This is a genomic window from Actinobacillus porcitonsillarum, from assembly GCF_003101015.1.
In the GTDB taxonomy this organism is placed as follows: domain Bacteria; phylum Pseudomonadota; class Gammaproteobacteria; order Enterobacterales; family Pasteurellaceae; genus Haemophilus_A; species Haemophilus_A porcitonsillarum.
In genome coordinates this window covers 26698-50456 of the sequence record NZ_CP029206.1, presented here as the reverse complement: position 1 = coordinate 50456, position 23759 = coordinate 26698, and the positions used below count along the sequence as shown (strand labels likewise).

The 23759-nt window shown below is 40.8% G+C and carries 18 protein-coding genes; 13 read left to right on the top strand and 5 right to left on the bottom strand.

Annotated features, from left to right (window positions below; translation table 11 throughout):
* Window positions 1-34 precede the first annotated feature (34 nt).
* Window positions 35-2899, top strand: coding sequence for a valine--tRNA ligase (locus tag DDU33_RS00255; RefSeq protein ID WP_108922381.1), 2865 nt, complete (start codon window positions 35-37; stop codon window positions 2897-2899).
* A gap of 90 nt (window positions 2900-2989) precedes the next feature.
* On the opposite strand, the gene DDU33_RS00250 is transcribed toward DDU33_RS00255, so the two are convergent.
* The 3 genes from DDU33_RS00250 to DDU33_RS00240 all read right to left on the bottom strand — a co-directional run bounded on the left by DDU33_RS00250 (window position 2990) and on the right by DDU33_RS00240 (window position 5636).
* Entirely contained in the window at window positions 2990-4267 is a 1278-nt protein-coding gene (locus tag DDU33_RS00250) for an NAD(P)/FAD-dependent oxidoreductase (RefSeq protein ID WP_108922379.1), read from the bottom strand.
* Window positions 4268-4370: 103 nt separating this feature from the next.
* Entirely contained in the window at window positions 4371-4865 is a 495-nt protein-coding gene (locus DDU33_RS00245) for a SprT family zinc-dependent metalloprotease (protein ID WP_108922378.1), read from the bottom strand.
* A gap of 3 nt (window positions 4866-4868) precedes the next feature.
* Window positions 4869-5636: a ribonuclease T2 family protein gene (locus DDU33_RS00240; RefSeq protein ID WP_108922376.1), complete on the bottom strand. Its 768-nt coding sequence runs from the start codon at window positions 5634-5636 to the stop codon at window positions 4869-4871.
* 230 nt (window positions 5637-5866) lie between these two features.
* On the opposite strand from DDU33_RS00240, the gene mglB reads away from it, so the two are divergent.
* The 3 genes from mglB to mglC are packed head-to-tail and all read left to right on the top strand — an operon-like array spanning window position 5867 to window position 9442.
* Complete coding sequence (gene mglB / locus DDU33_RS00235) at window positions 5867-6859, top strand: galactose/glucose ABC transporter substrate-binding protein MglB (RefSeq protein ID WP_108922374.1); 993 nt, start codon at window positions 5867-5869, stop codon at window positions 6857-6859.
* Window positions 6860-6917: 58 nt separating this feature from the next.
* A complete protein-coding gene (gene mglA / locus DDU33_RS00230) occupies window positions 6918-8417 on the top strand; it encodes a galactose/methyl galactoside ABC transporter ATP-binding protein MglA (RefSeq protein WP_005818385.1) in 1500 nt (499 codons plus the stop codon).
* Between the two features lie 14 nt (window positions 8418-8431).
* Window positions 8432-9442 (top strand): galactose/methyl galactoside ABC transporter permease MglC, encoded by a 1011-nt coding sequence (mglC, locus tag DDU33_RS00225; protein ID WP_005818383.1) that lies wholly within the window; start codon window positions 8432-8434, stop codon window positions 9440-9442.
* An 81-nt stretch (window positions 9443-9523) separates the two neighbouring features.
* On the opposite strand, the gene sppA is transcribed toward mglC, so the two are convergent.
* Window positions 9524-11392: a signal peptide peptidase SppA gene (sppA, locus tag DDU33_RS00220; protein WP_108922372.1), complete on the bottom strand. Its 1869-nt coding sequence runs from the start codon at window positions 11390-11392 to the stop codon at window positions 9524-9526.
* A gap of 327 nt (window positions 11393-11719) precedes the next feature.
* Between sppA and galE the strand changes: the two genes are divergently transcribed.
* From galE to parE, 3 genes are all read left to right on the top strand, one after another.
* Window positions 11720-12736 (top strand): UDP-glucose 4-epimerase GalE, encoded by a 1017-nt coding sequence (gene galE, locus DDU33_RS00215; RefSeq protein ID WP_108922370.1) that lies wholly within the window; start codon window positions 11720-11722, stop codon window positions 12734-12736.
* 64 nt (window positions 12737-12800) lie between these two features.
* Window positions 12801-14078, top strand: coding sequence for an AmpG family muropeptide MFS transporter (locus tag DDU33_RS00210; protein WP_108922368.1), 1278 nt, complete (start codon window positions 12801-12803; stop codon window positions 14076-14078).
* A 112-nt stretch (window positions 14079-14190) separates the two neighbouring features.
* On the top strand, window positions 14191-16101 hold the full coding sequence (gene parE / locus DDU33_RS00205; RefSeq protein WP_108922366.1) for a DNA topoisomerase IV subunit B: 1911 nt from the start codon (window positions 14191-14193) through the stop codon (window positions 16099-16101).
* Window positions 16102-16144: 43 nt separating this feature from the next.
* Here parE and rlmKL read toward each other — a convergent pair whose 3' ends face one another.
* On the bottom strand, window positions 16145-18283 hold the full coding sequence (rlmKL, locus tag DDU33_RS00200) for a bifunctional 23S rRNA (guanine(2069)-N(7))-methyltransferase RlmK/23S rRNA (guanine(2445)-N(2))-methyltransferase RlmL (protein ID WP_108922364.1): 2139 nt from the start codon (window positions 18281-18283) through the stop codon (window positions 16145-16147).
* 197 nt (window positions 18284-18480) lie between these two features.
* Between rlmKL and DDU33_RS00195 the strand changes: the two genes are divergently transcribed.
* The 6 genes from DDU33_RS00195 (at window position 18481) to lolE (ending at window position 23734) form a co-directional block, all read left to right on the top strand.
* Window positions 18481-19110 (top strand): response regulator, encoded by a 630-nt coding sequence (locus tag DDU33_RS00195; RefSeq protein WP_108922362.1) that lies wholly within the window; start codon window positions 18481-18483, stop codon window positions 19108-19110.
* Window positions 19111-19142: 32 nt separating this feature from the next.
* On the top strand, window positions 19143-19403 hold the full coding sequence (locus tag DDU33_RS00190) for a YfhL family 4Fe-4S dicluster ferredoxin (RefSeq protein ID WP_108922360.1): 261 nt from the start codon (window positions 19143-19145) through the stop codon (window positions 19401-19403).
* 149 nt (window positions 19404-19552) lie between these two features.
* Window positions 19553-20500 carry a 2-hydroxyacid dehydrogenase gene (locus tag DDU33_RS00185; RefSeq protein ID WP_108922358.1) on the top strand — a complete coding sequence of 316 codons (948 nt, stop codon included), beginning with the start codon at window positions 19553-19555 and terminating at the stop codon, window positions 20498-20500.
* A 102-nt stretch (window positions 20501-20602) separates the two neighbouring features.
* Entirely contained in the window at window positions 20603-21775 is a 1173-nt protein-coding gene (locus DDU33_RS00180; protein ID WP_108922356.1) for a lipoprotein-releasing ABC transporter permease subunit, read from the top strand.
* 28 nt (window positions 21776-21803) lie between these two features.
* On the top strand, window positions 21804-22484 hold the full coding sequence (gene lolD, locus DDU33_RS00175) for a lipoprotein-releasing ABC transporter ATP-binding protein LolD (RefSeq protein WP_108922354.1): 681 nt from the start codon (window positions 21804-21806) through the stop codon (window positions 22482-22484).
* Window positions 22484-23734, top strand: coding sequence for a lipoprotein-releasing ABC transporter permease subunit LolE (gene lolE / locus DDU33_RS00170; protein WP_108922352.1), 1251 nt, complete (start codon window positions 22484-22486; stop codon window positions 23732-23734). The genes lolD and lolE overlap by 1 nt, the downstream gene beginning before the upstream one ends.
* The last annotated feature ends 25 nt before the right edge of the window (window positions 23735-23759 follow it).

The following is a 23759-nucleotide window of genomic DNA, read 5'->3' as shown; positions in this document are numbered from 1 at the left end:
ATAAAATTTATAAAATAAAGAAAGAGAATAACCAATGACCCAAAACCTCCAAATGGCAGATCGTTTCGACTCATCGGCAGTCGAACAAGCACTTTATAAACACTGGGAAGAACAAGGCTATTTTAAGCCGAATGAAAACCCGAATGTTCCAAGTTACTGTATCGCAATTCCACCGCCAAATGTGACGGGGAGCTTGCATATGGGGCATGCTTTCCAACAAACCTTAATGGATACCTTAATCCGTTTTAACCGTATGGAAGGTAATAACACCCTATGGCAAGCAGGGACTGACCACGCAGGGATTGCAACCCAAATGGTGGTGGAACGTAAAATTGCGGCGGAAGAAGGCAAAACCCGTCACGATTATGGGCGTGAAGCCTTTATTAATAAAATCTGGGATTGGAAAGCTTATTCTGGCGGTACAATCAGCCAGCAAATGCGCCGCTTAGGTAACTCAATCGATTGGGATCGTGAGCGTTTTACTATGGACGACGGCTTGTCCAATGCGGTAAAAGAAGTGTTCGTGCGTTTACACGAAGAAGGCTTGATTTATCGTGGCAAACGCTTAGTAAACTGGGATCCGAAATTACACACGGCGATTTCCGATCTTGAGGTGGAAAATAAAGAGAGCAAAGGCTCGCTATGGCATTTCCGCTATCCGTTAGCTAATGGGGCGAAAACAGCGGACGGTAAAGATTATTTGGTGGTGGCGACCACTCGTCCTGAAACGATGTTAGGCGATACGGCGGTGGCGGTTCACCCTGAAGATGAACGTTACCAGTCTTTGATTGGCAAAACCGTAATCCTACCGCTTGCAAACCGTGAAATTCCGATTATTGCAGACGATTATGTAGATCGTGAGTTTGGTACAGGTGTAGTGAAAATTACCCCTGCCCACGACTTCAACGACTACGAAGTAGGCAAACGCCATCAGTTGCCAATGGTAAATGTGATGACCTTAAATGCGGACATTCGTGCTGAAGCGGAAATTATCGGCTCAGATGGTAAACCTTTAACAAATTACACCGCACTTATTCCAGCGGATTATCAAGGTTTAGAGCGTTTTGTGGCACGTAAGAAAATCGTGGCAGACTTTGAAGCGCTTGGCTTGTTAGAAGAAATCAAACCGCACGACTTAAAAGTGCCTTACGGCGACCGTGGCGGTGTACCGATTGAACCGATGCTGACAGACCAATGGTATGTGAGCGTGAAACCGCTTGCCGAAGTGGCAACCAAGGCGGTGGAAGACGGTGAAATTCAATTCGTGCCGAAACAGTATGAAAACCTCTATTTCTCTTGGATGCGTGATATTCAAGACTGGTGTATTTCTCGCCAATTATGGTGGGGACACCGTATCCCTGCGTGGTACGATGCGGAAGGTAACGTGTATGTGGCACGTGATGAAGCGGAAGTGCGTACAAAATACAACTTACCGGCAGATTTAGCCTTAAAACAAGATGAAGATGTGTTGGATACTTGGTTCTCGTCAGGCTTATGGACATTCTCAACCTTGGGCTGGCCAGAGCAAACCAAAGAACTCAAAATGTACCACCCGACCGAGGTGTTAATCACAGGCTTTGACATCATCTTCTTCTGGGTGGCTCGTATGATTATGTTTACGATGCACTTCATCAAAGATGAAAACGGCAAACCGCAAGTACCGTTCAAAACCGTGTATGTAACGGGCTTGATCCGTGATGAACAAGGGCAAAAAATGTCAAAATCAAAAGGGAACGTATTAGACCCGATTGATATGATTGACGGTATTAGCCTTGAAGATCTACTTGAAAAACGCACTGGCAATATGATGCAACCGCAGTTGGCGGAAAAAATTGCCAAAGCGACCCGTAAAGAGTTCGAGAACGGTATCGCTCCACACGGTACGGACGCATTACGTTTCACTTTGGCGGCATTAGCGAGCAACGGACGTGATATCAACTGGGATATGAAACGCTTGGAAGGCTACCGCAATTTCTGTAATAAATTATGGAATGCGAGCCGTTTCGTACTCACCAACGATAAATTAGATTTATCGGCAGGCGAAGTGGAATACAGCTTGGCGGATCGTTGGATTGAATCTACATTCAACCGCACCGTTGGCGAGTTCCGTGATGCCTTAAGCCAATACCGCTTTGACTTAGCGGCAAATACCATTTACGAGTTCACATGGAACCAATTCTGTGACTGGTATTTAGAGCTTACCAAACCTGTGTTTGCCAACGGTACAGACGCACAAAAACGTGGTGCGAGCCAAACTCTTGTGCGTGTGTTGGAAAAACTATTGCGTTTAGCGCACCCGATTATTCCGTTTATCACGGAAGAAATTTGGCAGAAAGTGAAAGGCTTTGCGGGGGTAGAAGGCGACACCATTATGTTACAACCTTTCCCGAAAGTGGAAGAAAGCCAAATTGATGAAGCGGCGGAAATGCAAATCAACTGGCTGAAAGAGTTGATTGTCGCGGTGCGTAATATTCGTGCAGAATGTAACATCGCCCCAAGCAAAGGCTTGGATTTCTTAGTGCGTAACCTATCTGACGAACATTGCAAAATGTTAGCGGAAAACGACCGCTTGTTAAAAGCAATGGCGAAATTAGACAGCGTACAAGTGCTTGCCCAAGGCGAAGAAGCACCGCTTTCGGTGGCGAAACTAGTCGGCAACGCAGAAGTGCTAGTGCCAATGGCTGGCTTTATCAATAAAGATGCCGAGCTTGCTCGTTTAACTAAAGAGATCGAGAAACTTCAAGGCGAAGTGAAACGTATCGAAGGCAAACTCAGCAACGAAGCCTTTGTCGCAAAAGCACCGGAACAAGTTATTGCCAAAGAGCGTGAAAAAATGCAAGAGTACCAAGACGGACTTGAGAAATTGCAAGCGCAGTATAAGGCGATTGAAGCGTTGTAGTGAAAAAGGCATAGTTAGAAAATATTTGTTGTCAGAACTATGCCTATGAATCTTGGATAAAAAAATCCACCTTTAAAAGGTGGATTTTTTTTAGTGTAATTTCATTGATGGGCGTAAGAAGCGGTTAATTTGACCCACAAGGAGAATTAACGCTGTTTTTACCCAACCGTGTAAAGCAACTTGGTGCATGCGGTAAAGTGAAAGGTAAGCCATACGGGCAATTTTTCCTTCAATAAACATATCGCCTTTAGTTAGATTACCCATTAAGTTACCCACTGTACCAAAGTGAGAGAAGGATAAAAGAGAACCTTTATCATTGAATTTGAATGACTGAAGTGGTTTTCCTTCTAATGCTGCCACGATATTTTTGCCACATACTTTTGCCATTTGGTGAGCGGCTTGTGCGCGCGGTGGAATCGGCTTGCCGTCTTGCATAAGCGCAGCGCAATCGCCGATTACATAAACAGAATCATCGACCGTTGTTTGTAACGTATCTTTAATTTCAATTTGGTTTAAGCGGTTCGTTTCAAAACCAAACTCTTTGGTAAACTCTGGAGCTTTTACACCGGCTGCCCAAACCATTAAATCCGCTTCGATCTTTTCGCCGTCTTTGGTAATAAGTCCATCTTCTAAGGCTTCAGTAACCATCGTATTTAAACGAACATCTACCCCTGTTTTGGTTAATTCAGAGAGTGCGGCAGCAGACACTTTTTCCGTTAATGCAGGAATTAAGCGAGGACCGGCTTCAATTAAGGTTACATTGATATTTGTACGTTTTAATTTCCCAAAGCCATAATCATTTAAGTGTGCAGCAGCATTGTAAAGGTCAGCTGAAAGCTCTATACCGGTTGCACCACCACCCACGATAGCAATTTTCACATCGTGATCATCGTTAAATGAGAATTTTAATACGGATTCTAAAAAGCGTTTTTGGAACATTTTGGCTTGCTCAGAACCATCAAGGAAGAAGCAGTTTTCTTTTACCCCTTTGGTACCGAAATCGTTTGATTGGCTACCGATAGCAAGCACTAACTTATCATAGGCAATACGGCGTTCTGCCACAAGTAATTCGCCTTCTTCATTATAAATTGGCGCAATAATTACTTGTTTATTTTCACGATCTAAGCCGGACATCGTGCCTTGGCGGAAAGAAAAGTTATGATGGGTTGCATGTGCGCGATAGCTCACAGCATCTGTGCCATCATCTAATGAACCTGTTGCTACTTCGTGTAATAGTGGTTTCCAAAGATGTGTTGTATTGCGATCGATAAGAATCACGTTCGCTTTCTTTTTACCGATTTTGTTGCCTAAATAAGTCGCAAGTTCTAACCCACCTGCGCCACCGCCAACAATGACGATTGTTTCCATAAAAAACTCCGAAAATTTGTGATAAATCAAAAAATAAAACTGGCGTAAATTGTAAGGGCTTTAAAAATAAAGTCTAGCCATTTTAACAATTTTTTAATTATTGTTATAAATTAGTTATCAAATGGAGTGGTTTTTGGCATTTTTTGCAAATATAGCTCCGTTTCTGATGAACAATGGCATGATGCCGCTTAGCTGAGAGTTGATGCGTTTGACAACCACATTGATAAGCATAGTGTTTTGTAGCATTTGAAGTATCAAAGCGATGATAAATTTCGGCAGGTACGTGGAGTACTTGTTCCATGACCATTTTCCATTCTTTGCCGTGTGGTTTTACCCGTCCAAAAAGTTGATAAACCAACAAATGTGCTAATTCATGAGGAACCACTTGCTGAATAAATGCAGTGCCATTTTCTTGTAATAAGGTTGGATTAAGGCGAATCTCATTTTGTTGTAAATAAGCAACGCCCGCCTTTGCACCTCTTAAGGCATAATTTAGTGTTGGCAGGGGAAAGTTTTTCTGAAAGTAAAGATTTGCCTTCGCCAAATCTTGTTTGAGTTGGCGAGAGGCTTGTAATTTTAAGATACGTAAATCGGTCATTTGTTAATGAGATTGTGGGCAATCCATTGGTTGCCAAGATTTATCGTAACAAATGTAGAGTTCATTCTTACTTGCACCCAAATAAACACGATCTAATTGTGGGTTGTTTTTACGCATCCAACGGAAAAGTTCATTTTTACGCATATCTGAGTGAGGTAGTGTAAGGCTTTGGAAAAGAGCTTTTTGTTTTGCAAAGTATTCTTCTGCATTATTAAACGCACAAGCTCCGTGCTTCTCCCATTGCCCTTGTAAGAGCGTCATTCCTGGAGATTCCGGTAAGTATTTTTCGAGTAGTTGTGGCGAAAGTGGTGCTAAATCGCCTTGACAATAACGTGGTTGGTCATTGACTGAACGAGCATTTTTATTTTGTGGCCATAAACCGTGAATAACCCAGCCAAAGTTTTGATTGCCGGCACATTGATAGCTGAGGCGTTGTGGTACATAGCCGCCATTTTTTTGTTTTTGGTTTTCACAAAAAGAAGGTGACCAAGAGAGCGCTAACATATAGTAATGTACCGGCGCAGTGGCGTTTTGCCCGAGATTATCTTCTGCCATAACCGCATCATAATCTGTTTCTTTTGCAGAGGAGGTTATTACAGTGGTTTTTGGCGATGAAGTTGTTGTTTGGGGTGTTGGTTGAGTTTGGACAGTCGTCTGAGTTTGTGTTGCTGGCGTAATGCTTTTTTCTTTTTCTTTAGAACCAAAGAAATAAGAAATAAGCGCAGCAAAGATCAGAATAATTATATTGAGGGTTGTTTTTGATAATTTCATTATTTTCTCCGAGGTTTAAGGGCGACACTATAAAAACAAGCGGTCTAAATTGCAAAGGATTTTACGTAAATTTGCTGTTTAAAAAAACGGCAATGTAAAAATAAGTTTTCAAATTTGTGAAGATGATCACTGAATATTTTGTCAAAAATAATTATTGTTGAGCATAAGTTGTTACTTCCAATAACAACGTAACCATAATGATTAAGTCTTCATAATAAGAGGAACATTCTATGAAAAAAGCCGTATTAAGTGCAATTGCATTATCTGTCGCATTAGGAGCCACGGTAGGGGTTGCACAAGCTAAGGATCGCATTGGTGTCACAATTTACAAATACGATGATAATTTTATGGCATTAATGCGTAAAGAAATTGAGAAAGAAGCTAAAAATCTCAAAGACGTTGAGTTGCTGATGAATGACTCACAAAATACGCAATCAATTCAAAATGACCAAGTCGATGTTTTGTTATCTAAAGGGGTAAAAGCACTTGCGATTAACCTTGTGGATCCATCTGCCGCACCAACCATTATTGGTAAAGCAAAAGGTGAGGATGTGCCTGTTGTATTCTTTAACAAAGATCCAGGGGCGGCGGCGATTGGTAGCTATGAAAAAGCTTATTATGTCGGAACAGATCCAAAAGAATCCGGTATTATCCAAGGCGATTTGATTGCAAAACAATGGAAAGCGACACCGGCATTAGATACCAATAAAGACGGTAAAATTCAATATGTGATGCTTAAAGGCGAACCGGGACATCCAGATGCGGAAGCTCGCACCAAATATGTGGTTGAGGAGCTCAATCGCCAAGGTATTCAAACAGAACAACTCTTTGTTGATACCGGTATGTGGGATGCAGCGCTTGCCAAAGATAAAATGGATGCGTGGCTAACCAGTCCGAAAGCGAACAGTATTGAGGTCGTTATTTCAAATAATGATGGTATGGCAATGGGTGCACTAGAAGCTGCGAAAGCTCACGGTAAAAAACTACCAATCTTTGGGGTGGATGCATTACCTGAAGTGTTACAGTTAATCAAAAAAGGTGAAATTGCAGGTACTGTCTTAAATGATGGTGAAAACCAAGCAAAAGCGGTTGTACAACTTTCTGCAAACCTTGCTGATGGTAAAGCTGCCGGAGAAGGTACAAATTGGAAAATTGACCAAAAAGTGGTTCGTGTACCTTATGTTGGCGTAGATGCGACAAATTTAGATAAATTCTTAAAATAAATTAAAAAACACAAGGCACGACAGCGCTCGCTCGTGCCTTTTTTATACGGAGTGAGATATGACAAACGAAGTACTGCTCACCATGACGAATGTTAGTAAGTCTTTTCCGGGGGTAAAGGCCCTTGATAAAGCGAATTTAACCGTAAAATCCCATAGTGTTCACGCCTTAATGGGGGAGAACGGTGCCGGTAAATCAACATTATTGAAATGTTTATTCGGGATTTACGCAAAAGATGAAGGCGAAATTTTATTTTTAGGTAAACCCGTTAATTTTAGAACCTCAAAAGAAGCCTTGGAAAATGGGATTTCGATGGTGCATCAAGAGCTTAACTTGGTAAAACAAGTGAGTGTGATGGACAATCTTTGGCTTGGTCGTTATCCATTAAAAGGACCTTTTGTTGATCATACAAAAATGTATAACGACACAAAAGCGATCTTTGATGAATTGGATATTGATGTTGATCCTCGTGAAAAAGTAGCAAAACTTTCTGTATCACAAATGCAGATGATCGAAATTGCTAAGGCTTTTTCTTATAACGCCAAGATTGTGATTATGGATGAACCGACTTCCTCTCTTTCAGAAAAAGAGGTTGAGCATCTGTTTAAAATCATTCAAAAGCTCAAAGAGAGAGGGTGTGGCATTATTTATATCTCACACAAGATGGATGAGATTTTTAAAATTTGTGATGAAGTTACGATTTTACGTGATGGTAAATGGGTTAATACCGTGCCAATTAAAGAGACTACCATGGAGCAAGTGGTTTCAATGATGGTAGGGCGGGAATTGACACAACGTTTCCCTGAAAAAACGAATGTGCCGAAAGAAACGGTATTAGTGGTAGAGCATCTGACTGCTAAAAATCAGCCTTCGATCCAAGATATTAGTTTTGAGCTACGTAAAGGCGAAATTCTCGGTATCGCCGGCTTGGTGGGAGCAAAGCGGACAGATATTGTCGAAACCATTTTTGGGGTGCGTGAAAAAGCCTCCGGTACAATTAAGCTCAATGGCAAAGTCGTGAATAACCGCAATGCCTTTGAAGCGATCAACAATGGCTTTGCATTAGTGACCGAAGAACGCCGTTCAACGGGGATCTACGCCAATTTGAGCATTGAATTTAACTCATTGATTTCCAATATGAAATCATATTTGGGCAGATTTGGCTTATTAAGTAATAAGAAAATGAAAAGCGATACCCAATGGGTAATTGATTCAATGAATGTTAAAACGCCGTCCCACGAAACAACGATTGGCTCGCTATCCGGTGGTAATCAACAAAAAGTGATTATCGGACGTTGGTTGCTCACACAACCTGAAGTGTTAATGCTGGATGAGCCGACTCGGGGTATTGATATCGGCGCCAAATTTGAGATTTACCAATTGATTCTTGAGCTGGCAAATAAGGATAAAGGAATCATTATGATTTCATCAGAAATGCCGGAACTATTAGGGGTAACAGACCGTATTCTCGTCATGAGTAATGGCAGAATGGCAGGAATTGTTGAAACCGCAAAAACATCTCAAGAAGAAATTTTACAACTTGCGGCAAAATATTTATAAATCAGGAGTGAATTATGTCTGCGGTACAACCAAACAAAGCACTTAATTTTCTGAAACAAAATGCCATTTATTTTGTGTTGTTGATTTTGTTATTTATCATCATTGCACAAGATCCTAGCTTTTTGAGTTTACGAAATTTCAGTAACATTTTAACTCAATCTTCGGTTCGCCTTATCATTGCTCTAGGAGTAGCCGGGCTGATTGTTACTCAAGGTACGGATTTATCCGCCGGTCGCCAAGTCGGGCTGGCGGCGGTTATTGCGGCAACTTTATTGCAATCAATGGAAAATATGAATCGCGTTTTCCCAAATTTAGGAGAAATACCTATTCCCGTTGTGATTCTTGCCGTGTGTGCAATTGGGGCGGTGATTGGTTTATTTAACGGTATTGTGATTGCGTATTTAAATGTTACGCCGTTTATTGCCACAATGGGGACGATGATCATTATCTACGGGGTAAACTCGCTCTACTATGATGCCGTAGGTTCTTCGCCAATTGCCGGCTTTAGCGAAAGTTTCTCTACCTTCACACAAGGGTTCTTTAATCTCGGTGGTTTTAAACTCTCTTACATTACTATTTATGCAGCAGTCGCAACATTGATTATGTGGACGGTTTGGAATAAAACCCGTTTTGGTAAAAACATTTTTGCAATCGGCGGTAACCCGGAAGCGGCTCGTGTGTCTGGTGTAAACGTTGCCTTGAACTTGATGGGCATTTATATGCTCTCAGGGATTTTCTATGCCTTTGGTGGTATGTTAGAGGCAGGACGTATCGGCTCGGCAACTAATAACTTAGGCTTTATGTATGAAATGGACGCAATTGCAGCATGTGTGGTTGGAGGGGTATCCTTTGCCGGTGGTGTAGGAACCATTATCGGGGTGGTAACAGGGGTACTTATCTTTACCGTTATCAACTACGGCTTGACCTACATTGGTGTAAACCCTTATTGGCAATACATCATTAAAGGGGGAATTATCGTATTAGCTGTTGCGATTGACTCTTTAAAATATGCGAAGAAAAAATAGCCTTTGATATAAAAACAAGCGGTAATATTTTTTGCCTAATTTGCAAAACAAGACAAAAAAATTACCGCTTACTTTTTTATTTTAACGCACCGTTCCGCAGGTAAAACAATATAAATACTGATTTTTCGGATCATTGAATTTGGTAAAGAAATCAGCAGTTTGTTGCGTTTTTTGCGCAAGCGGTAAATTTAACCAGCTGGCTAAATTCAATTTCGCTTTAGCATTTAGGCTACGAGAAATCTCGCCAAACAGCGAATCATCTTGTTCCGTAAACCATTGTGGTGTGAATGTTTCAACTTCAGGTTTGTTCTGTTCTTTCAACTTGCGATTAATCAAATCACCTAATAAAGCTAAGGTGTCATCAAAATTACCTAATTGATCGACCAATCCAAGCGATTGGGCTTTTTGCCCTAACCAAACTTGTCCTTGAGCGATTTGATCGACTTTGGCTAAATCCATATTTCTGCCACGGCTTACGAGATCTAAAAATTCACGATAACCTTGTTCTACGCTCATTTGGATTAACTCACTTTGTTGGCTTGAAAGTGGTTTTAAACCGCTGATTTCGGCTAATGGCGAAGTTGAAATCCCATCTTCACGCACGCCAAGATTTTGTGCTGTTTTCTCAAAGTTAAATAACACACCAAAAATACCGATAGAGCCGGTTAAAGTGTTAGGATCAGCAACAATCGCATCGCTTGTAGCAGCAATCCAATATCCACCGGAAGCTGCCATTCCGCCCATTGAACTTACAACCGGTATACCAGCTTGCTGAATAGCCTCAACTTCTTGGCGAATTAGCTCTGAAGCCAACGCACTCCCACCAGGGCTGTTGATCCGCAGGACTAAACCTCGAACAGTTTTGTCCTGGCGAACACGTTGCAGCTGGCGAATTAAAGTGTCGGCACCGGCGGTATCTTCGAGGCTTTCGCCCATTGTAATTTCGCCTTCAATATTGATAACGGCAATTTTATTAGCCACTTTACGATTAAAGCGATCCAGCAAATCTGTAGCATAATCATCATAGCGAATAGATTTAAAGTCGTTCTCTTCATCTGCACCGAATTTTTCAACTAATAATTGGCGTATTTCAGCACTGGTTTTGACTTCATTGATCAAACCTTGTTGTAAGGCAAAGGTTGCTTCATTGCCTTTATGTTGTTTGCGTAAGGCTAACAAGCGGTCAATTTCCGGCAAAATTTTACCAATCTCAAGCTGACGATTATCCGCAATCCCTTGTTGTAGGTTTTTCCACATCGGTTCAAGCCAGCCTTTGGCATTTTGCTTCGCTTCTTCCGACATTTCATCACGAATGAGCGGCTCCACCGCCGATTTATAAGTACCAACACGGAAAATATAAGGCTTAGCTTCAATTTTATCGAATAGCGACTTAAAGTAGAGATTGCGGTAACTTAGCCCTTGAAGCTCTACTGTACCGGCTCGGTTTAGGTAAATTTGATCGGCAAATGAGGCTAAGTAGTATTGTGATTGTGTGTAATTACTACCAATGGCTACAACAGGCTTGCCACTGGCTTTAAATTCTGTAATGCGTTTGCCGAGATAAGCTAAAGAAGGGTAATCGCCCCCTTCAAATTTGTCTAACTCAAGCACCAAACCGGTAATGCGTGAGTCTGTTTGGGCGTTTTTCAGTGCATCGGCAATATCGAATGTTGAGTATTTTTTCGGCTGTTCGTTGCCCATTTCGGACTCAATCAAACGATAAAAATCGGCATACTCTTCTCGATTATCGGCAAGATAGCCGTTTAAATCTAAGACTAATGCACCTTTATCAAAATGGACGAGAGCATCGCTGGGCTGTTTGGCATTAAAAGTATTCACCAAGCCGACAACCGCTGTGGCAACAAAAATAAAGAGAATAAAAAATAAGCTCATTACCGTTTCACGCACACAGCGAAAAAGGTGGTAAAGGGCTTTTAAGATCTTAAGCATAAAATATCCAATGAATAAAAAATGGCGTATAAATTACCATAAAATAAACGGTTATTTAAAAAATTTGAAATATTTTAATATGAAATGGTTGTAGGGGCGAAATATTTTTCGCCCTTTGTAGGGACACACTGCGTGTGTCCGTTATACAAACAAATGTCCTAAATCAACACGGACACACGCAGTGTGTCCCTACAACAATGTTATTTGTTTGGGTTGCAGTCTAATAGTTATTTAAACGTATCTTTGATCTTATCACTAGGTTGATTGATGAAATAAGAGTAAAATACAAGCGGTCATTTTTCTTAACTATGTTACAAGAGGCTTAATATGGCAATTTTAGTTACCGGTGGAGCCGGTTATATCGGTTCGCATACGATTGTAGAACTACTAAATGCAAATCGTGAAGTGGTCGTGTTAGATAATTTACATAATTCGTCAGAAATTTCATTAGAACGTGTCAAACAGATTACAGGCAAATCGGTTACATTTTATCAAGGCGATATTTTAGATCGTGAGATGTTACGTAAAATTTTTGCTGAAAATCAGATTGAATCGGTTATTCACTTTGCCGGTTTAAAAGCAGTGGGCGAGAGCGTTCGTGAGCCGTTACGTTACTATCAAAATAACGTAACCGGATCGATTGTTTTAGTAGAAGAAATGCTTAAAGCAAACGTAAATACCATCGTATTTAGTTCTTCTGCGACCGTTTATGGCGATCCGCAAATTATTCCGATTGTTGAATCTTGCCCGGTTGGCGGAACAACAAACCCATACGGCACATCAAAATATATGGTAGAACGTGTTTTAGAAGATACGGTTAAAGCTTTCCCACAACTTAGTGCGGTGGTATTACGCTACTTCAATCCGGTTGGTGCACACGAGAGCGGTTTAATCGGCGAAGATCCAAACGGTATTCCAAATAACTTATTACCGTATATCAGCCAAGTTGCAGTTGGTAAATTACAACAACTTTCGGTATTCGGTAGCGATTATGATACGCACGATGGCACGGGTGTTCGTGATTATATTCACGTAGTCGATTTAGCAATAGGACACTTGAAAGCCCTGGATAAGCACCAAAATGATGCCGGTTTCCACGTTTATAATTTAGGGACAGGCACGGGATATTCGGTATTAGATATGGTTAAAGCGTTTGAAAAAGTGAATAACATTGAAGTACCTTATAAATTAGTTGAACGCCGTCCGGGAGATATTGCAACCTGTTATTCCAATCCACAGAAGGCTTTAGTGGAATTAGGTTGGAAAACCGAGCGTGGTTTAGATGAAATGATGCGTGATACTTGGAATTGGCAAAAAAACAATCCGAATGGCTATAAAGGCTAATTCATTATAGAATATCGGCACAAATTTGATTTGTGCCTTTATTTTTGCAAAAACAAGGAAAAAAATGACCGCTTCATCACCGCCTTCGCTTTGGCAACAGATTTTCACGAAGAATATGTTGCTCTGTATTTACACCGGATTTTGTTCCGGTCTGCCGCTGTTTGTGCTTATTCAGCTTATGCCGGCTTGGTTCACTTCTGCAAACCTTGACATTAAAACCATTGCAGCATTTACGCTTACTTCCTTGCCTTATACGTGGAAATTTTTATGGGCAGCATTGCTAGACCGTTATTTCCCACCTTTCTTAGGGCGTAGAAGAAGCTGGATTTTTCTCTCTCAAGTTGGGCTACTTGCTATTTTAATGAGCTACGGCTTTTTTGACCCGGTGGCGGATATTCACATTATTGTCGTGCTTTCGGTGATTTTGGCTTTTCTGTCGGCTTCTCAAGATATTGTGATTGATGCGTTTCGCCGTGAAATTTTATCGGATAATGAATTGGGGCTAGGCAATTCAATTCACGTTAATGCCTATCGCATTGCCGGCTTAATTCCGGGGGGATTATCGCTGTTCTTAGCGGATCATTATGAATGGCAAACGGTCTTTTTGATTACCGCAAGTTTTATGTTGCCTTGCCTTTTGGTTACCTTATTTGCCCAAGAGCCACAAAGCAAACCGATTGATAAAAGCAAGCCGTTTTATATGGCATTTGTTGATCCCTTTACGGAGTTTTTTACTCGTAAAGGCTGGATGGGGGCAGTTGGGTTAATTCTGTTTATCTTCTTATATAAGTTAGGCGATTCCCTTGCCACCTCGTTACAAACGAAATTTATTTTAGATATGGGATTTACCAAATCACATATTGCGGCTGTGGTTAAAACAACTTCGTTATGGTGTAGCATTGGTGGCGGTATCATTGGTGGTATTGCGATGTTAAGACTTGGGGTCAATCGTGCACTCTGGTTATTTGGTACGGTGCAACTGGTTACCATTTTAGGTTTTGCTTATTTAGCCAGTTTCGGGCATTTTGATACGGCTCAAATTGGTACGCCGGAATTACTAAAACTAGGTTTAGTTATGGCGGGCGAGTATCTTGGGGTCGGTTTAGGCACGGCGGCATTTGTTGCCTTTATGGCACGTGAAACGAACCCTATGTACACCGCAATGCAATTGGCGATTTTTACCAGTTTAGCGGCGTTGCCAAGTAAGTTTCTAGGGGCTTATACAGGACATATGGTAGAAGCCTTTGGCTATTATCATTTTTTCTGGATATGTTTTTTTGTGGCGATCCCTGGAATGTTGATGCTTTTTAAAGTTGCGCCGTGGAATGAAGTATCAAAATAAAAGATAAGATAAATCATTGGGCGAAAAATATTTCGCCCCTACCAAAAAGCCCATTTTAATTGTAAAATACTGGCTTTATTTCCATTTGTGATAGATTATAGAGAATAAAAGAATGTCTGATAAACGCTACGGTGCTGATGAAATTACCGTTTTAAAAGATCTTGAGCCTGTTCAACTTCGTCCGGGAATGTACACGGATACAACCCGCCCAAACCATTTAGGGCAAGAGGTTATTGATAACAGTGTAGATGAAGCGTTATCAGGCTACGCAACACAAATTGATGTTATTTTACATAAAGACAACTCTTTAGAAGTGATTGATAACGGGCGAGGAATGCCGGTTGATATTCACTCGACAGAAAAGATGTCCGGTGTAGAGCTCATCTTAACAAAACTACACGCAGGCGGTAAATTTTCCAATAAAAATTACACTTTTTCAGGCGGTTTGCACGGGGTTGGGATCTCGGTGGTGAATGCCCTTTCTGAACGTGTCGAAATTACGATTAAGCGCAATGGCGAAATTTATACCATTGCTTTTGCTAATGGCGTAAAAGTTGAAGATTTAACCGTAGTCGGGAGTTGCCCGAAGCGTCAAACCGGGACAACGGTACGTTTCTATCCTAATCCTAAGTACTTCGATAGCCCTAAATTCTCAGTAAGCCGTTTACGTCATTTGCTCAAAGCAAAAGCGGTTCTCTGCCCGAAATTAACCATTAACTTCACAGATAAAATCAACGATACGCAAGAAAGTTGGTACTACGAAGACGGTTTGTCTGATTATTTGAGTGAAGCACTCAAAGAGTATGAATGTTTACCAAACCCTCCTTTTATTGGCGATGTGGCTTCTGAAACCGAAGCAGTAAGTTGGGCATTAACGTGGCTACCGGAAGGGGGAGAATTGTTGGCGGAAAGTTATGTAAACCTAATTCCAACGGCTCAAGGGGGAACACACGTAAACGGTTTGCGTAATGGTTTATTAAAGGCAATGACCGAATTCTGTGAAATTCATAACCTATTACCAAAAGGGATTAAATTAACCGCAGATGATGTCTGGAACCGTTGTGCTTATGTGCTATCGCTTAAAATTCAAGAGCCACAATTTGCAGGGCAAACGAAAGAGCGCCTCTCTTCTCGTCAGGCTTCCAGCTATGTTGATAGCACGATTAAAGACGCCTTTAGCCTTTGGTTAAATCAAAATGTACAAATCGGTAAGACTTTAGCAGAATTGGCAATTAGCTCCGCACAAAGCCGTTTACGTGCAGCCAAAAAAGTGGTGCGTAAAAAATTAGTGAGCGGACCGGCACTTCCGGGGAAATTAGCGGATTGTACTTCACAAGATTTGAGCCGTACCGAGTTATTTTTAGTTGAAGGAGATTCTGCAGGCGGTTCAGCCAAACAAGCTCGTGATAAAGAATATCAAGCCATCTTGCCGCTACGTGGGAAGATTTTAAATACTTGGGAAGTTTCTTCGGATCAAGTCTTAGCTTCTCAAGAGGTTCACGATATTGCTATTGCAATGGGGATCGATCCGGATAACGATAATTTAGATGAGTTGCGTTATGGTAAAGTCTGTATTTTGGCGGATGCCGACTCAGACGGTTTACACATTGCAACGTTATTGTGCGCTTTATTCTTACGCCATTTCCCAAATTTGGTTAAAAATGGACACGTTTATGTGGCAATGCCACCGCTTTACCGTATTGATATTGGCAAAGATGAAGTACATTACGCCCTTGATGAAGATGAGAAAGAAGCAATTCTCGCTCGTTTAGCCAAGAAAAAAGGCAAGCCAAATGTACAACGCTTTAAAGGTTTGGGTGAAATGAACCCGGGCCAGCTTCGTGAAACGACAATGGATCCAAGCACTCGCCGCCTAGTGCAACTCACTTTTGAAGAACGAGAAGAAGATGAGCAAGAAAGCCATACCTTCGAGTTGATGGATATGCTCTTAGCGAAAAAACGTTCGGAAGATCGTAAACAGTGGCTACAAAATCGTGGTAATGAAGCTGAACTCAGTGTGTAAATTATCATAAAAAAACCGAGCTCAATAAGCTCGGTTTTTGTTTTTACTTAATATGTTTAATAATCCAACAATTATGAATATGCGGATTGCGTTCAAAGTCTAGTGGTAGGGTTTTTGCTGAAATGTTTTCGGCTTGTAAACCCAGTTCTGCTAACCCGTCAAAGTCCATTTTGAAACCACGTTTATTGTTTGAAAACACAATCGTCCCTTCATTGGTCAGAATACGTTTGAGCTGTTTCATCAATTTGATATGGTCACGTTGAACGTCCCAACTATCTTCCATACGTTTAGAATTAGAGAAAGTTGGTGGATCGACAAAGATCAATTCAAAACGCTCACGACAATCTGCTAGCCATTGTAAGCAGTCGGCTTGGAACAAGCGGTGATTTTTTAGCGGTAAATCGTTTAAAATCAGATTTTGTTCTGCCCAATTCAAATAAGTATTGGACATATCCACCGTTGTGGTTGATTTTGCGCCATTCAATGCGGCGTGCACGGTTGCAGAGCCGGTATAAGCAAAAAGATTTAAGAAGGTTTTGCCTTTTGCCATTTCGCCAACCATTTTACGGGTTAGGCGATGATCTAAAAATAAGCCGGTATCAAGGTAATCTGTTAAGTTTACCCATAATTTTGCGCCATACTCATTGACATAAAAATACTCGCCTTTATTCGCCAATTTCTCGTATTGGTTCGTACCTTTTTGTTTTTGGCGAACTTTAAGCACAAGTTTATTGGTTTCAACACCTGTCACATAAAGCGTTGCTGAAACCGCATCTAATAAACGTTGGCGAGCTTTATTTTCATCAATGTTTTTTGGTGCGGCATACTCTTGTACCACAATATGATCAGCATAGCGATCAACCGCAAGATTATATTCAGGCAGATCCGCATCATAGAGGCGATAAGCATCAATACCTTGCTGTTTTGCCCATTTTTCAATTTTCTTGATGTTTTTTGTTAAACGGTTAGCAAAATCGGGAGCAACTTGCGCATTTTGTTCGAATTTAAGCTCATCTTGTTGCTCGTGTTGGCGTTCGCTAATGTGATAGTTTTTTTGTAAACATTCAAGCGGTCCGTTTTTCGCTTTAAATTGACGAGACGAGCGCAAACGCAAGCAGTTGAGTAATTCCGGTTCAGCACTGAAAATAGAGGCATTCCAACCGGCAAATTGTTGTTTTAAATGTTGCCCAAAAACAGAGTAGAGTGCAATCAAAGCCGGCGTTGTGCCTAAACGTTCTCCGTAAGGAGGATTACACACCACTGTACCAGTTTGAGTCGGGCAAGGATTGTGCAGCGCCGAAACATCGCTTTGTTGCCATTGGATGAGATGTGCAACACCTGCATTTTTGGCATTTTGTTTAGCTTTTGCTAAAACGCGATGATCTAAATCGAAGCCGTAAAATTGAACAAGCGGTGTAATTTCGGTGTTTTCTTGCAATTGTTTGGCTTCATCGAGTACTTCATTCCAAAGTTGGATATCGTGTCCCTTCCACGCATTAAAGCCCCAATATTTACGGTTTAATTGTGGTGGAATGTTTAACTGCATTTGTGCGGCTTCAATTAAAAGCGTGCCTGAACCACACATCGGATCAACTAACGGCGTACCTTTTTGCCAACCTGAACGCAAAATAATCGCAGCGGCAAGGGTTTCACGTAATGGCGCTTTCCCTGTTTCTTCACGATAGCCACGAAGATGTAATGCATCGCCACTTAAATCAAGAGAGACGACTAAATCATCACGATCTAAATAAACGTGAATACGAATATCCGGGCTGATTTTATCAACGGTTGGACGAGCAAAACCTTTTCGTTCAAAATAATCTACGATCCCGTCTTTCACACGCATCGCACCGAATTGCGTGTTGCGGATTTCTCGGTTGGTGCCATTAAAATCAATGTAAAATGTATCCCGAGGATCAAATAAGTTTGCCCAGTTATAGCTGATTATTGCCGCATAGAGATCGCTATCACTAAAAATTTTGGTTGTGATAAGCGGGAGTAAAATACGTGATGCCAAACGGCTATGTAAAAGCGCTTGGTAAGCTCCTTTTTGTGTTGTCGTGAAATGCACGCCACCTTGGGCAACTTTGCAGCTTGCGTTGCAAATTTGTTCCAATTCTGTTTTGAGCATCTCTTCAAAACCGCGTGCAGCGGTTGCAAAATAAGTAGTTTGAATTGTCATTGTGAGTATTCTTTTTACGAAAATTAGCGCTATTATAGCGGAACAAGCGGTTAAAAACTTCGAAAGTTTTGCAAATTTTTACTCGACAATTTTTTAGCCTAGATCAAAAATGTATTGATTTACCCAAAATGGGTAACTTGTTTTAGGTAAGCAGAATACGGAAAATAGATTTATTTTATCGATAATAGAGGTATAGCATGAGCGAGGCTTATAAAATTCTGTTAATTGACGATCATCCTTTAATGCGACAAGGTATGCGTCAAATCCTCGAACTCGAAACGGATTTTGTTGTTGTAGGTGAAGCCAGTAATGGTTCAGATGGTGTCGCATTAGCCTTAGAATTAAACCCGGATTTAATTATTTTAGATCTCAATATGAAAGGGATCTCAGGGTTAGATACATTACGGGCATTACGAGCTAAGGAAGTTGATGCTCGCATTGTGGTATTAACGGTGTCTGATGAACAATCGGATATTGTGGCATTAATGGATGCCGGTGTTGATGGCTATTTATTAAAAGATAGTGATACAGCAGAATTAGTTGAGAATATTCAAAAAGCAGCCCGTGGGGAAACGGTTTTAAGTGATGCTGTGCGTAAGCATTTATTAGAACATCGCCCTCAAGCAGATCCTTTAGCAACATTGACCGATCGTGAGAGAGATGTACTTCAATGGATTGCCACCGGCATGTCAAATAAACAAATTGCCGGTCAGTTATTTATTTCGGAAGAAACGGTAAAAGTTCACATCCGTAATTTGCTGCGTAAATTAAATGTTCATTCTCGTGTGGCGGCCACAGTACTTTACTTAGCGCAACAAAAGGGCTAATATCGCTCCTTTTCATTCATTAGGTAATTATTATGGCACTACTCATTACACAAAAATGCACAAATTGCGATATGTGCTTACCGGAATGTCCAAATGAGGCAATTTCTGTGGGCGATGAAATTTATGTCATCGATCCCATTTTGTGTACCGAATGTGTAGGACATTATGATACGCCGACTTGTCAAAAAGTTTGCCCGATTAGCAACTGTATTATTTCTGACCCTCAGCACGTTGAGAGCCAAGAAGAACTTTGGGAAAAATTTGTGCTGATTCATCATTCAGATAAATTATAAATATGAAAAATACACCTAATGAATGTTCATTTAGGTGTATTTTTTTATACGCTAAATTTTTAAGGACATGTTTTGTTGAACTAAGAATATCGCTAGAATAGTGAAACTTGCGTTATTTTTAGTGATTAAGATATTTTCAGGAGAAGATTATGCTTACCATTGTTTTTCTTGATCGAACAGGTATTCCGGCTACACACGAAATTCCACGTCCAAATTTTGCTCATCAATGGATTGAATATGATCGCACATCGGCAGATCAGACGTATGAACGAGCGAAAGAGGCAGACATTATTATCACAAGTAAGGTGTTATTAACGCGAGAATTATTAGCAAAATTACCTAAATTAAAGCTGATTGCGATCACGGCAACAGGAACCAATAATGTGGATATGGTGGCAGCACAAGAGTTAGGCATTGTTGTCAAAAATGTGACAGGCTACTCGAGCGTTACTGTACCTGAACATGTGATGGGTATGATTTACGCACTGAAGCATAGTTTGATGAGCTATCATCGAGATCAAATTATGACGGATCGTTGGGCAACTTGTGGGCAGTTCTGCTATGTAGATTATCCAGTTACGGATATTCGAGGTTCTACATTAGCCATCTTTGGTAAAGGAAATACGGGATCTGAAGTCGCTCGCTTAGCGCAAGCGGTCGGAATGCGTGTTATTTTTGCAGAACATAAAAATGCTCAGGTTATCCGTGAAGGTTATGTACCTTTTGAAGAAGCATTTAAGCAAGCCGATATTGTCTCGTTACATTGCCCTTTAACAGAGCAAACGCAACATTTGATCAATGCAGAAACATTGGCTTTGATGAAACCGACGGCTTATCTTATCAATACAGGGCGAGGTCCACTTGTCGATGAAAGGGCATTACTAGAAGCTCTAGAAAATCGCCAAATTGCAGGGGCAGCGCTTGATGTTTTAGCAAAAGAACCGCCAGAACTGGATGATCCACTTATGCTAGCGGCAAAACGTCTTCCAAATTTACTGATTACACCTCATGTTGCATGGGCGAGTGATTCTGCGGTAACAACTTTAGTTAATAAAGTGACTGAAAATATGGAAACCTTTGTGGCAACAGGAAAATAATTTACGCTCATTTTCGTAAATTTTTATATAATGTCGGCAATGAATAGAGGGGAAGTGAATCTAGACTTCCCCTTAGATTTTAGTATAGGAAGAATTTATTCAATGAATTTAACGCCGTTTTTTATCGCATTTCGTTATTGGCGGGCAAAAAGTGCGGATCGATTCGGTCGATTAGTCACGAATTTAGCCAGTTTTGGAATTGTCTTAGGTGTGATGGCACTCATTATTATGTTGTCGGTCATGAATGGCTTAGAGAATATGCAAAAGCGTAATTTGCTTTCAACGCTTCCGCATGCTGTTATCTCGCCTTTGGAAGGGCATTTCTCTAGAACGCAGCAGCTTACCTTGCCGGAATTTGTCATCAAACAAGTCCCAATAAATCGAACGAATGTGATGATACAAAGCCAGCAAGGCATCAACGCCGGACAACTCATCGGTGTTGAGCAAGAAAATGACGATCCTTTATTAACCGGGGAAAATATTGCTCAACTGCTTCCTCAGGGGGAATTTAATGTGTTAATTGGCTCTCGGTTAGCCGATAAATTAAAAATTGGCGTGGGCGATAAAATCCGCTTAATGATTACTGAAAATAGCCAATATACCCCGATGGGAAGAGTACCGGTACAACGTTTATTTCATATTTCGGGTATCTATTATTCTAATAATGAAGCAAGTGAATACACGCTCTTTGCTAATTTAGCCGATGTTGGGCGGCTATTACGGATTACCGAAGATCAAGTACAAGGGGTTCGGCTCTTCTTAACAGACCCTTTTAAAGTGACAGAACTCCCTCTCTCTTTTGATACAACGCAATATCAAATCAGTGATTGGCGTGAACAAAAAGGTGAATTTTTCCAAGCGGTTCGTATGGAAAAAAATATGATGAGCTTATTAGTCGGACTAATAATCATTGTGGCGATTTCCAACATTGTAACCTCTTTAAGTTTGATGGTAGTCGATAAACAAGGCGAAATTGCGATTTTACAAACCCAAGGTTTAACAAAAGGACAAGTTACGCAAATTTTTGTTCTGCAAGGTAGCCTTGTTGGTATTCTTGGTGCTGTTTTAGGTGGGGGCTTAGGCATTTTAGTAACCCATAATTTAGGCAGTTTATTGAATCTTATTAACCCAAGTATTCATTTACCAACGATGATTTCAGCTTCACAAGTGATTGTGATTATCGCAGCTTCCATTGGCTTATCACTACTTTGTACCATTTACCCTGCTTACCGAGCTTCAAGAATTGAACCGGCTCAAGCATTGAGATATGAATAAGACTATTTTATAGATAGAGTAATTAACAATGACAGAATTATTACGCTGTGAACAAATCAACAAGTTTTATGACGAAGGAAGTCAAAAAGTTCAGGTCTTAAAAGATGTGAATTTTACGATGAATAAAGGCGAATTAGTGGCAATTGTCGGGAGTTCCGGGTCGGGAAAAAGTACGTTATTGCATACTTTGGGCGGCTTAGATCAGCCAAGTTCGGGGAATGTCTATATTAACGGGCAATCTCTGCAAAAATTGAGTGCAAACCAATTGGCGCACTTACGAAATCAGAATTTAGGCTTTGTTTATCAATTCCATCATTTAATGGCGGATTTCTCCGCGCTTGAAAATGTGATGATGCCGATGTTAATTGGCAAACAAAATAAATCGGAAGCGAGAGATCGTGCCGAAAAAATGTTACAAGCGGTCGGATTATCGCATCGAATTGCACATCGTCCTTCAGCCTTATCAGGGGGAGAACGTCAAAGGGTTGCAATTGCACGTGCATTAGTAAATAAGCCAGCTTTGGTTCTTGCCGATGAACCAACCGGAAATTTAGACCAAAAAACGACAGAAAGTATTTTTGATTTAATCAAACAATTAAACCAAGAGCAGAATACGGCTTTTTTATTGGTTACCCACGATCTCGCTTTAGCGGATAAACTTTCTCGCCGCTTGATTATGCGAGATGGTGTGTTGAGTGAGGATATTTGATGAAAGCATCATTTTTCATTAGCTGGCGCTATCAGCGAGGCAAGCAGAAAAATCGCTTGGTCTCTTTGATTTCATTGTTCTCAACGATGGGAATTGCACTTGGTGTGGCTGTGCTTATTATCGGTCTAAGTGCGATGAATGGCTTTGAACGTGAATTAAATCAACGAGTATTATCAGTAGTACCACACGCAGAATTATTTTCTTATGGTCAGCAAGGTAATATGCCGATTAAAGAGAGTGCGAAACTTGAAGCTTTGGTTAAGCAAAATCAAAATGTGCGAGCCGTTGCGCCTTTTGTGAGTTTTACTGCACTAATTGAGAATGGAACAGCACTTAAAATTGCACAAGTAAGAGGTGTTGATCCTGCTAAACAAGATCAAGTAAGCCAAATAGGGCAGTTTGTCCCAGCGGCACAATGGCAACAATTTCATCAAGAAGGTGGCTTAATTTTAGGTGCCGGGATTGCCAAATCACTTGATGTCAATGCAGGCGATGAGGTGACATTATTGCTTCCTCAACCGGCTGAGGATGGTAAATTAGCTCAACCTTTGCGTTTTAATTTACCTGTTACGGGTATTTTAAAACTTGAAGGGCAACTGGATCATAGCTATGCATTACTTCCTTTAGAAAAAGCACAAGAGTTATTAGAGTATCGCCCCAATGAGATCTCCGGATTAGAACTGGCTCTTACTTCGCCTTTCGAAGCGCAAATGCTTGAATTGCCTCAATTAGAAACATTTAAACAGCCTCTTTACCTCAACACATGGATTAACAAGTTTGGGTATATGTATAACGACATCCAGTTAGTTCGCACCGTCATGTACATTGCAATGGTGTTAGTGATTGGGGTAGCGTGCTTTAATATCATTTCGACTTTAGTGATGGCGGTAAAAGATAAGCAAGGCGATATTGCGATTATGCGGACACTTGGCGCGAATAATGCTTTTATCAAACGCATTTTTCTTTGGTATGGGCTTTTGTCAGGGATGAAAGGTGCAGCTATTGGTATTGTTTTAGGTGTGCTGTTATCGCTCCACTTAACTGAGATCATTAAAATGCTTGAACAGTTCTTTAATGTGAAATTATTATCCGATGGGGTTTATTTTGTTAATTTCTTACCGAGCCAATTAAACTGGCTTGATGTGCTGTATGTTCTATTAGCAACGATGCTGTTAAGCCTTGTTGCAAGTTTATATCCTGCAGCAAGGGCTGCCAAATTAGAACCGGCTAAAGTCCTTAGCGGGCATTAATCTTTCTCAAAATCCTGGCATTTTG

What these genes read in the sequence shown, in the direction of transcription:
- lolE (WP_108922352.1), top strand. Translation starts at nt 22,484, where the DNA reads ATGAAAGCATCATTTTTCATTAGCTGGCGCTATCAGCGAGGCAAGCAG.
- DDU33_RS00190 (WP_108922360.1), top strand. Translation starts at nt 19,143, where the DNA reads ATGGCACTACTCATTACACAAAAATGCACAAATTGCGATATGTGCTTA.
- DDU33_RS00240 (WP_108922376.1), bottom strand. Translation starts at nt 5,636, where the DNA reads ATGAAATTATCAAAAACAACCCTCAATATAATTATTCTGATCTTTGCT.
- mglB (WP_108922374.1), top strand. Translation starts at nt 5,867, where the DNA reads ATGAAAAAAGCCGTATTAAGTGCAATTGCATTATCTGTCGCATTAGGA.
- DDU33_RS00210 (WP_108922368.1), top strand. Translation starts at nt 12,801, where the DNA reads ATGACCGCTTCATCACCGCCTTCGCTTTGGCAACAGATTTTCACGAAG.
- DDU33_RS00245 (WP_108922378.1), bottom strand. Translation starts at nt 4,865, where the DNA reads ATGACCGATTTACGTATCTTAAAATTACAAGCCTCTCGCCAACTCAAA.
- lolD (WP_108922354.1), top strand. Translation starts at nt 21,804, where the DNA reads ATGACAGAATTATTACGCTGTGAACAAATCAACAAGTTTTATGACGAA.
- galE (WP_108922370.1), top strand. Translation starts at nt 11,720, where the DNA reads ATGGCAATTTTAGTTACCGGTGGAGCCGGTTATATCGGTTCGCATACG.
- DDU33_RS00250 (WP_108922379.1), bottom strand. Translation starts at nt 4,267, where the DNA reads ATGGAAACAATCGTCATTGTTGGCGGTGGCGCAGGTGGGTTAGAACTT.
- mglA (WP_005818385.1), top strand. Translation starts at nt 6,918, where the DNA reads ATGACAAACGAAGTACTGCTCACCATGACGAATGTTAGTAAGTCTTTT.
- parE (WP_108922366.1), top strand. Translation starts at nt 14,191, where the DNA reads ATGTCTGATAAACGCTACGGTGCTGATGAAATTACCGTTTTAAAAGAT.
- DDU33_RS00185 (WP_108922358.1), top strand. Translation starts at nt 19,553, where the DNA reads ATGCTTACCATTGTTTTTCTTGATCGAACAGGTATTCCGGCTACACAC.
- sppA (WP_108922372.1), bottom strand. Translation starts at nt 11,392, where the DNA reads ATGCTTAAGATCTTAAAAGCCCTTTACCACCTTTTTCGCTGTGTGCGT.
- mglC (WP_005818383.1), top strand. Translation starts at nt 8,432, where the DNA reads ATGTCTGCGGTACAACCAAACAAAGCACTTAATTTTCTGAAACAAAAT.
- DDU33_RS00195 (WP_108922362.1), top strand. Translation starts at nt 18,481, where the DNA reads ATGAGCGAGGCTTATAAAATTCTGTTAATTGACGATCATCCTTTAATG.
- DDU33_RS00255 (WP_108922381.1), top strand. Translation starts at nt 35, where the DNA reads ATGACCCAAAACCTCCAAATGGCAGATCGTTTCGACTCATCGGCAGTC.
- rlmKL (WP_108922364.1), bottom strand. Translation starts at nt 18,283, where the DNA reads ATGACAATTCAAACTACTTATTTTGCAACCGCTGCACGCGGTTTTGAA.
- DDU33_RS00180 (WP_108922356.1), top strand. Translation starts at nt 20,603, where the DNA reads ATGAATTTAACGCCGTTTTTTATCGCATTTCGTTATTGGCGGGCAAAA.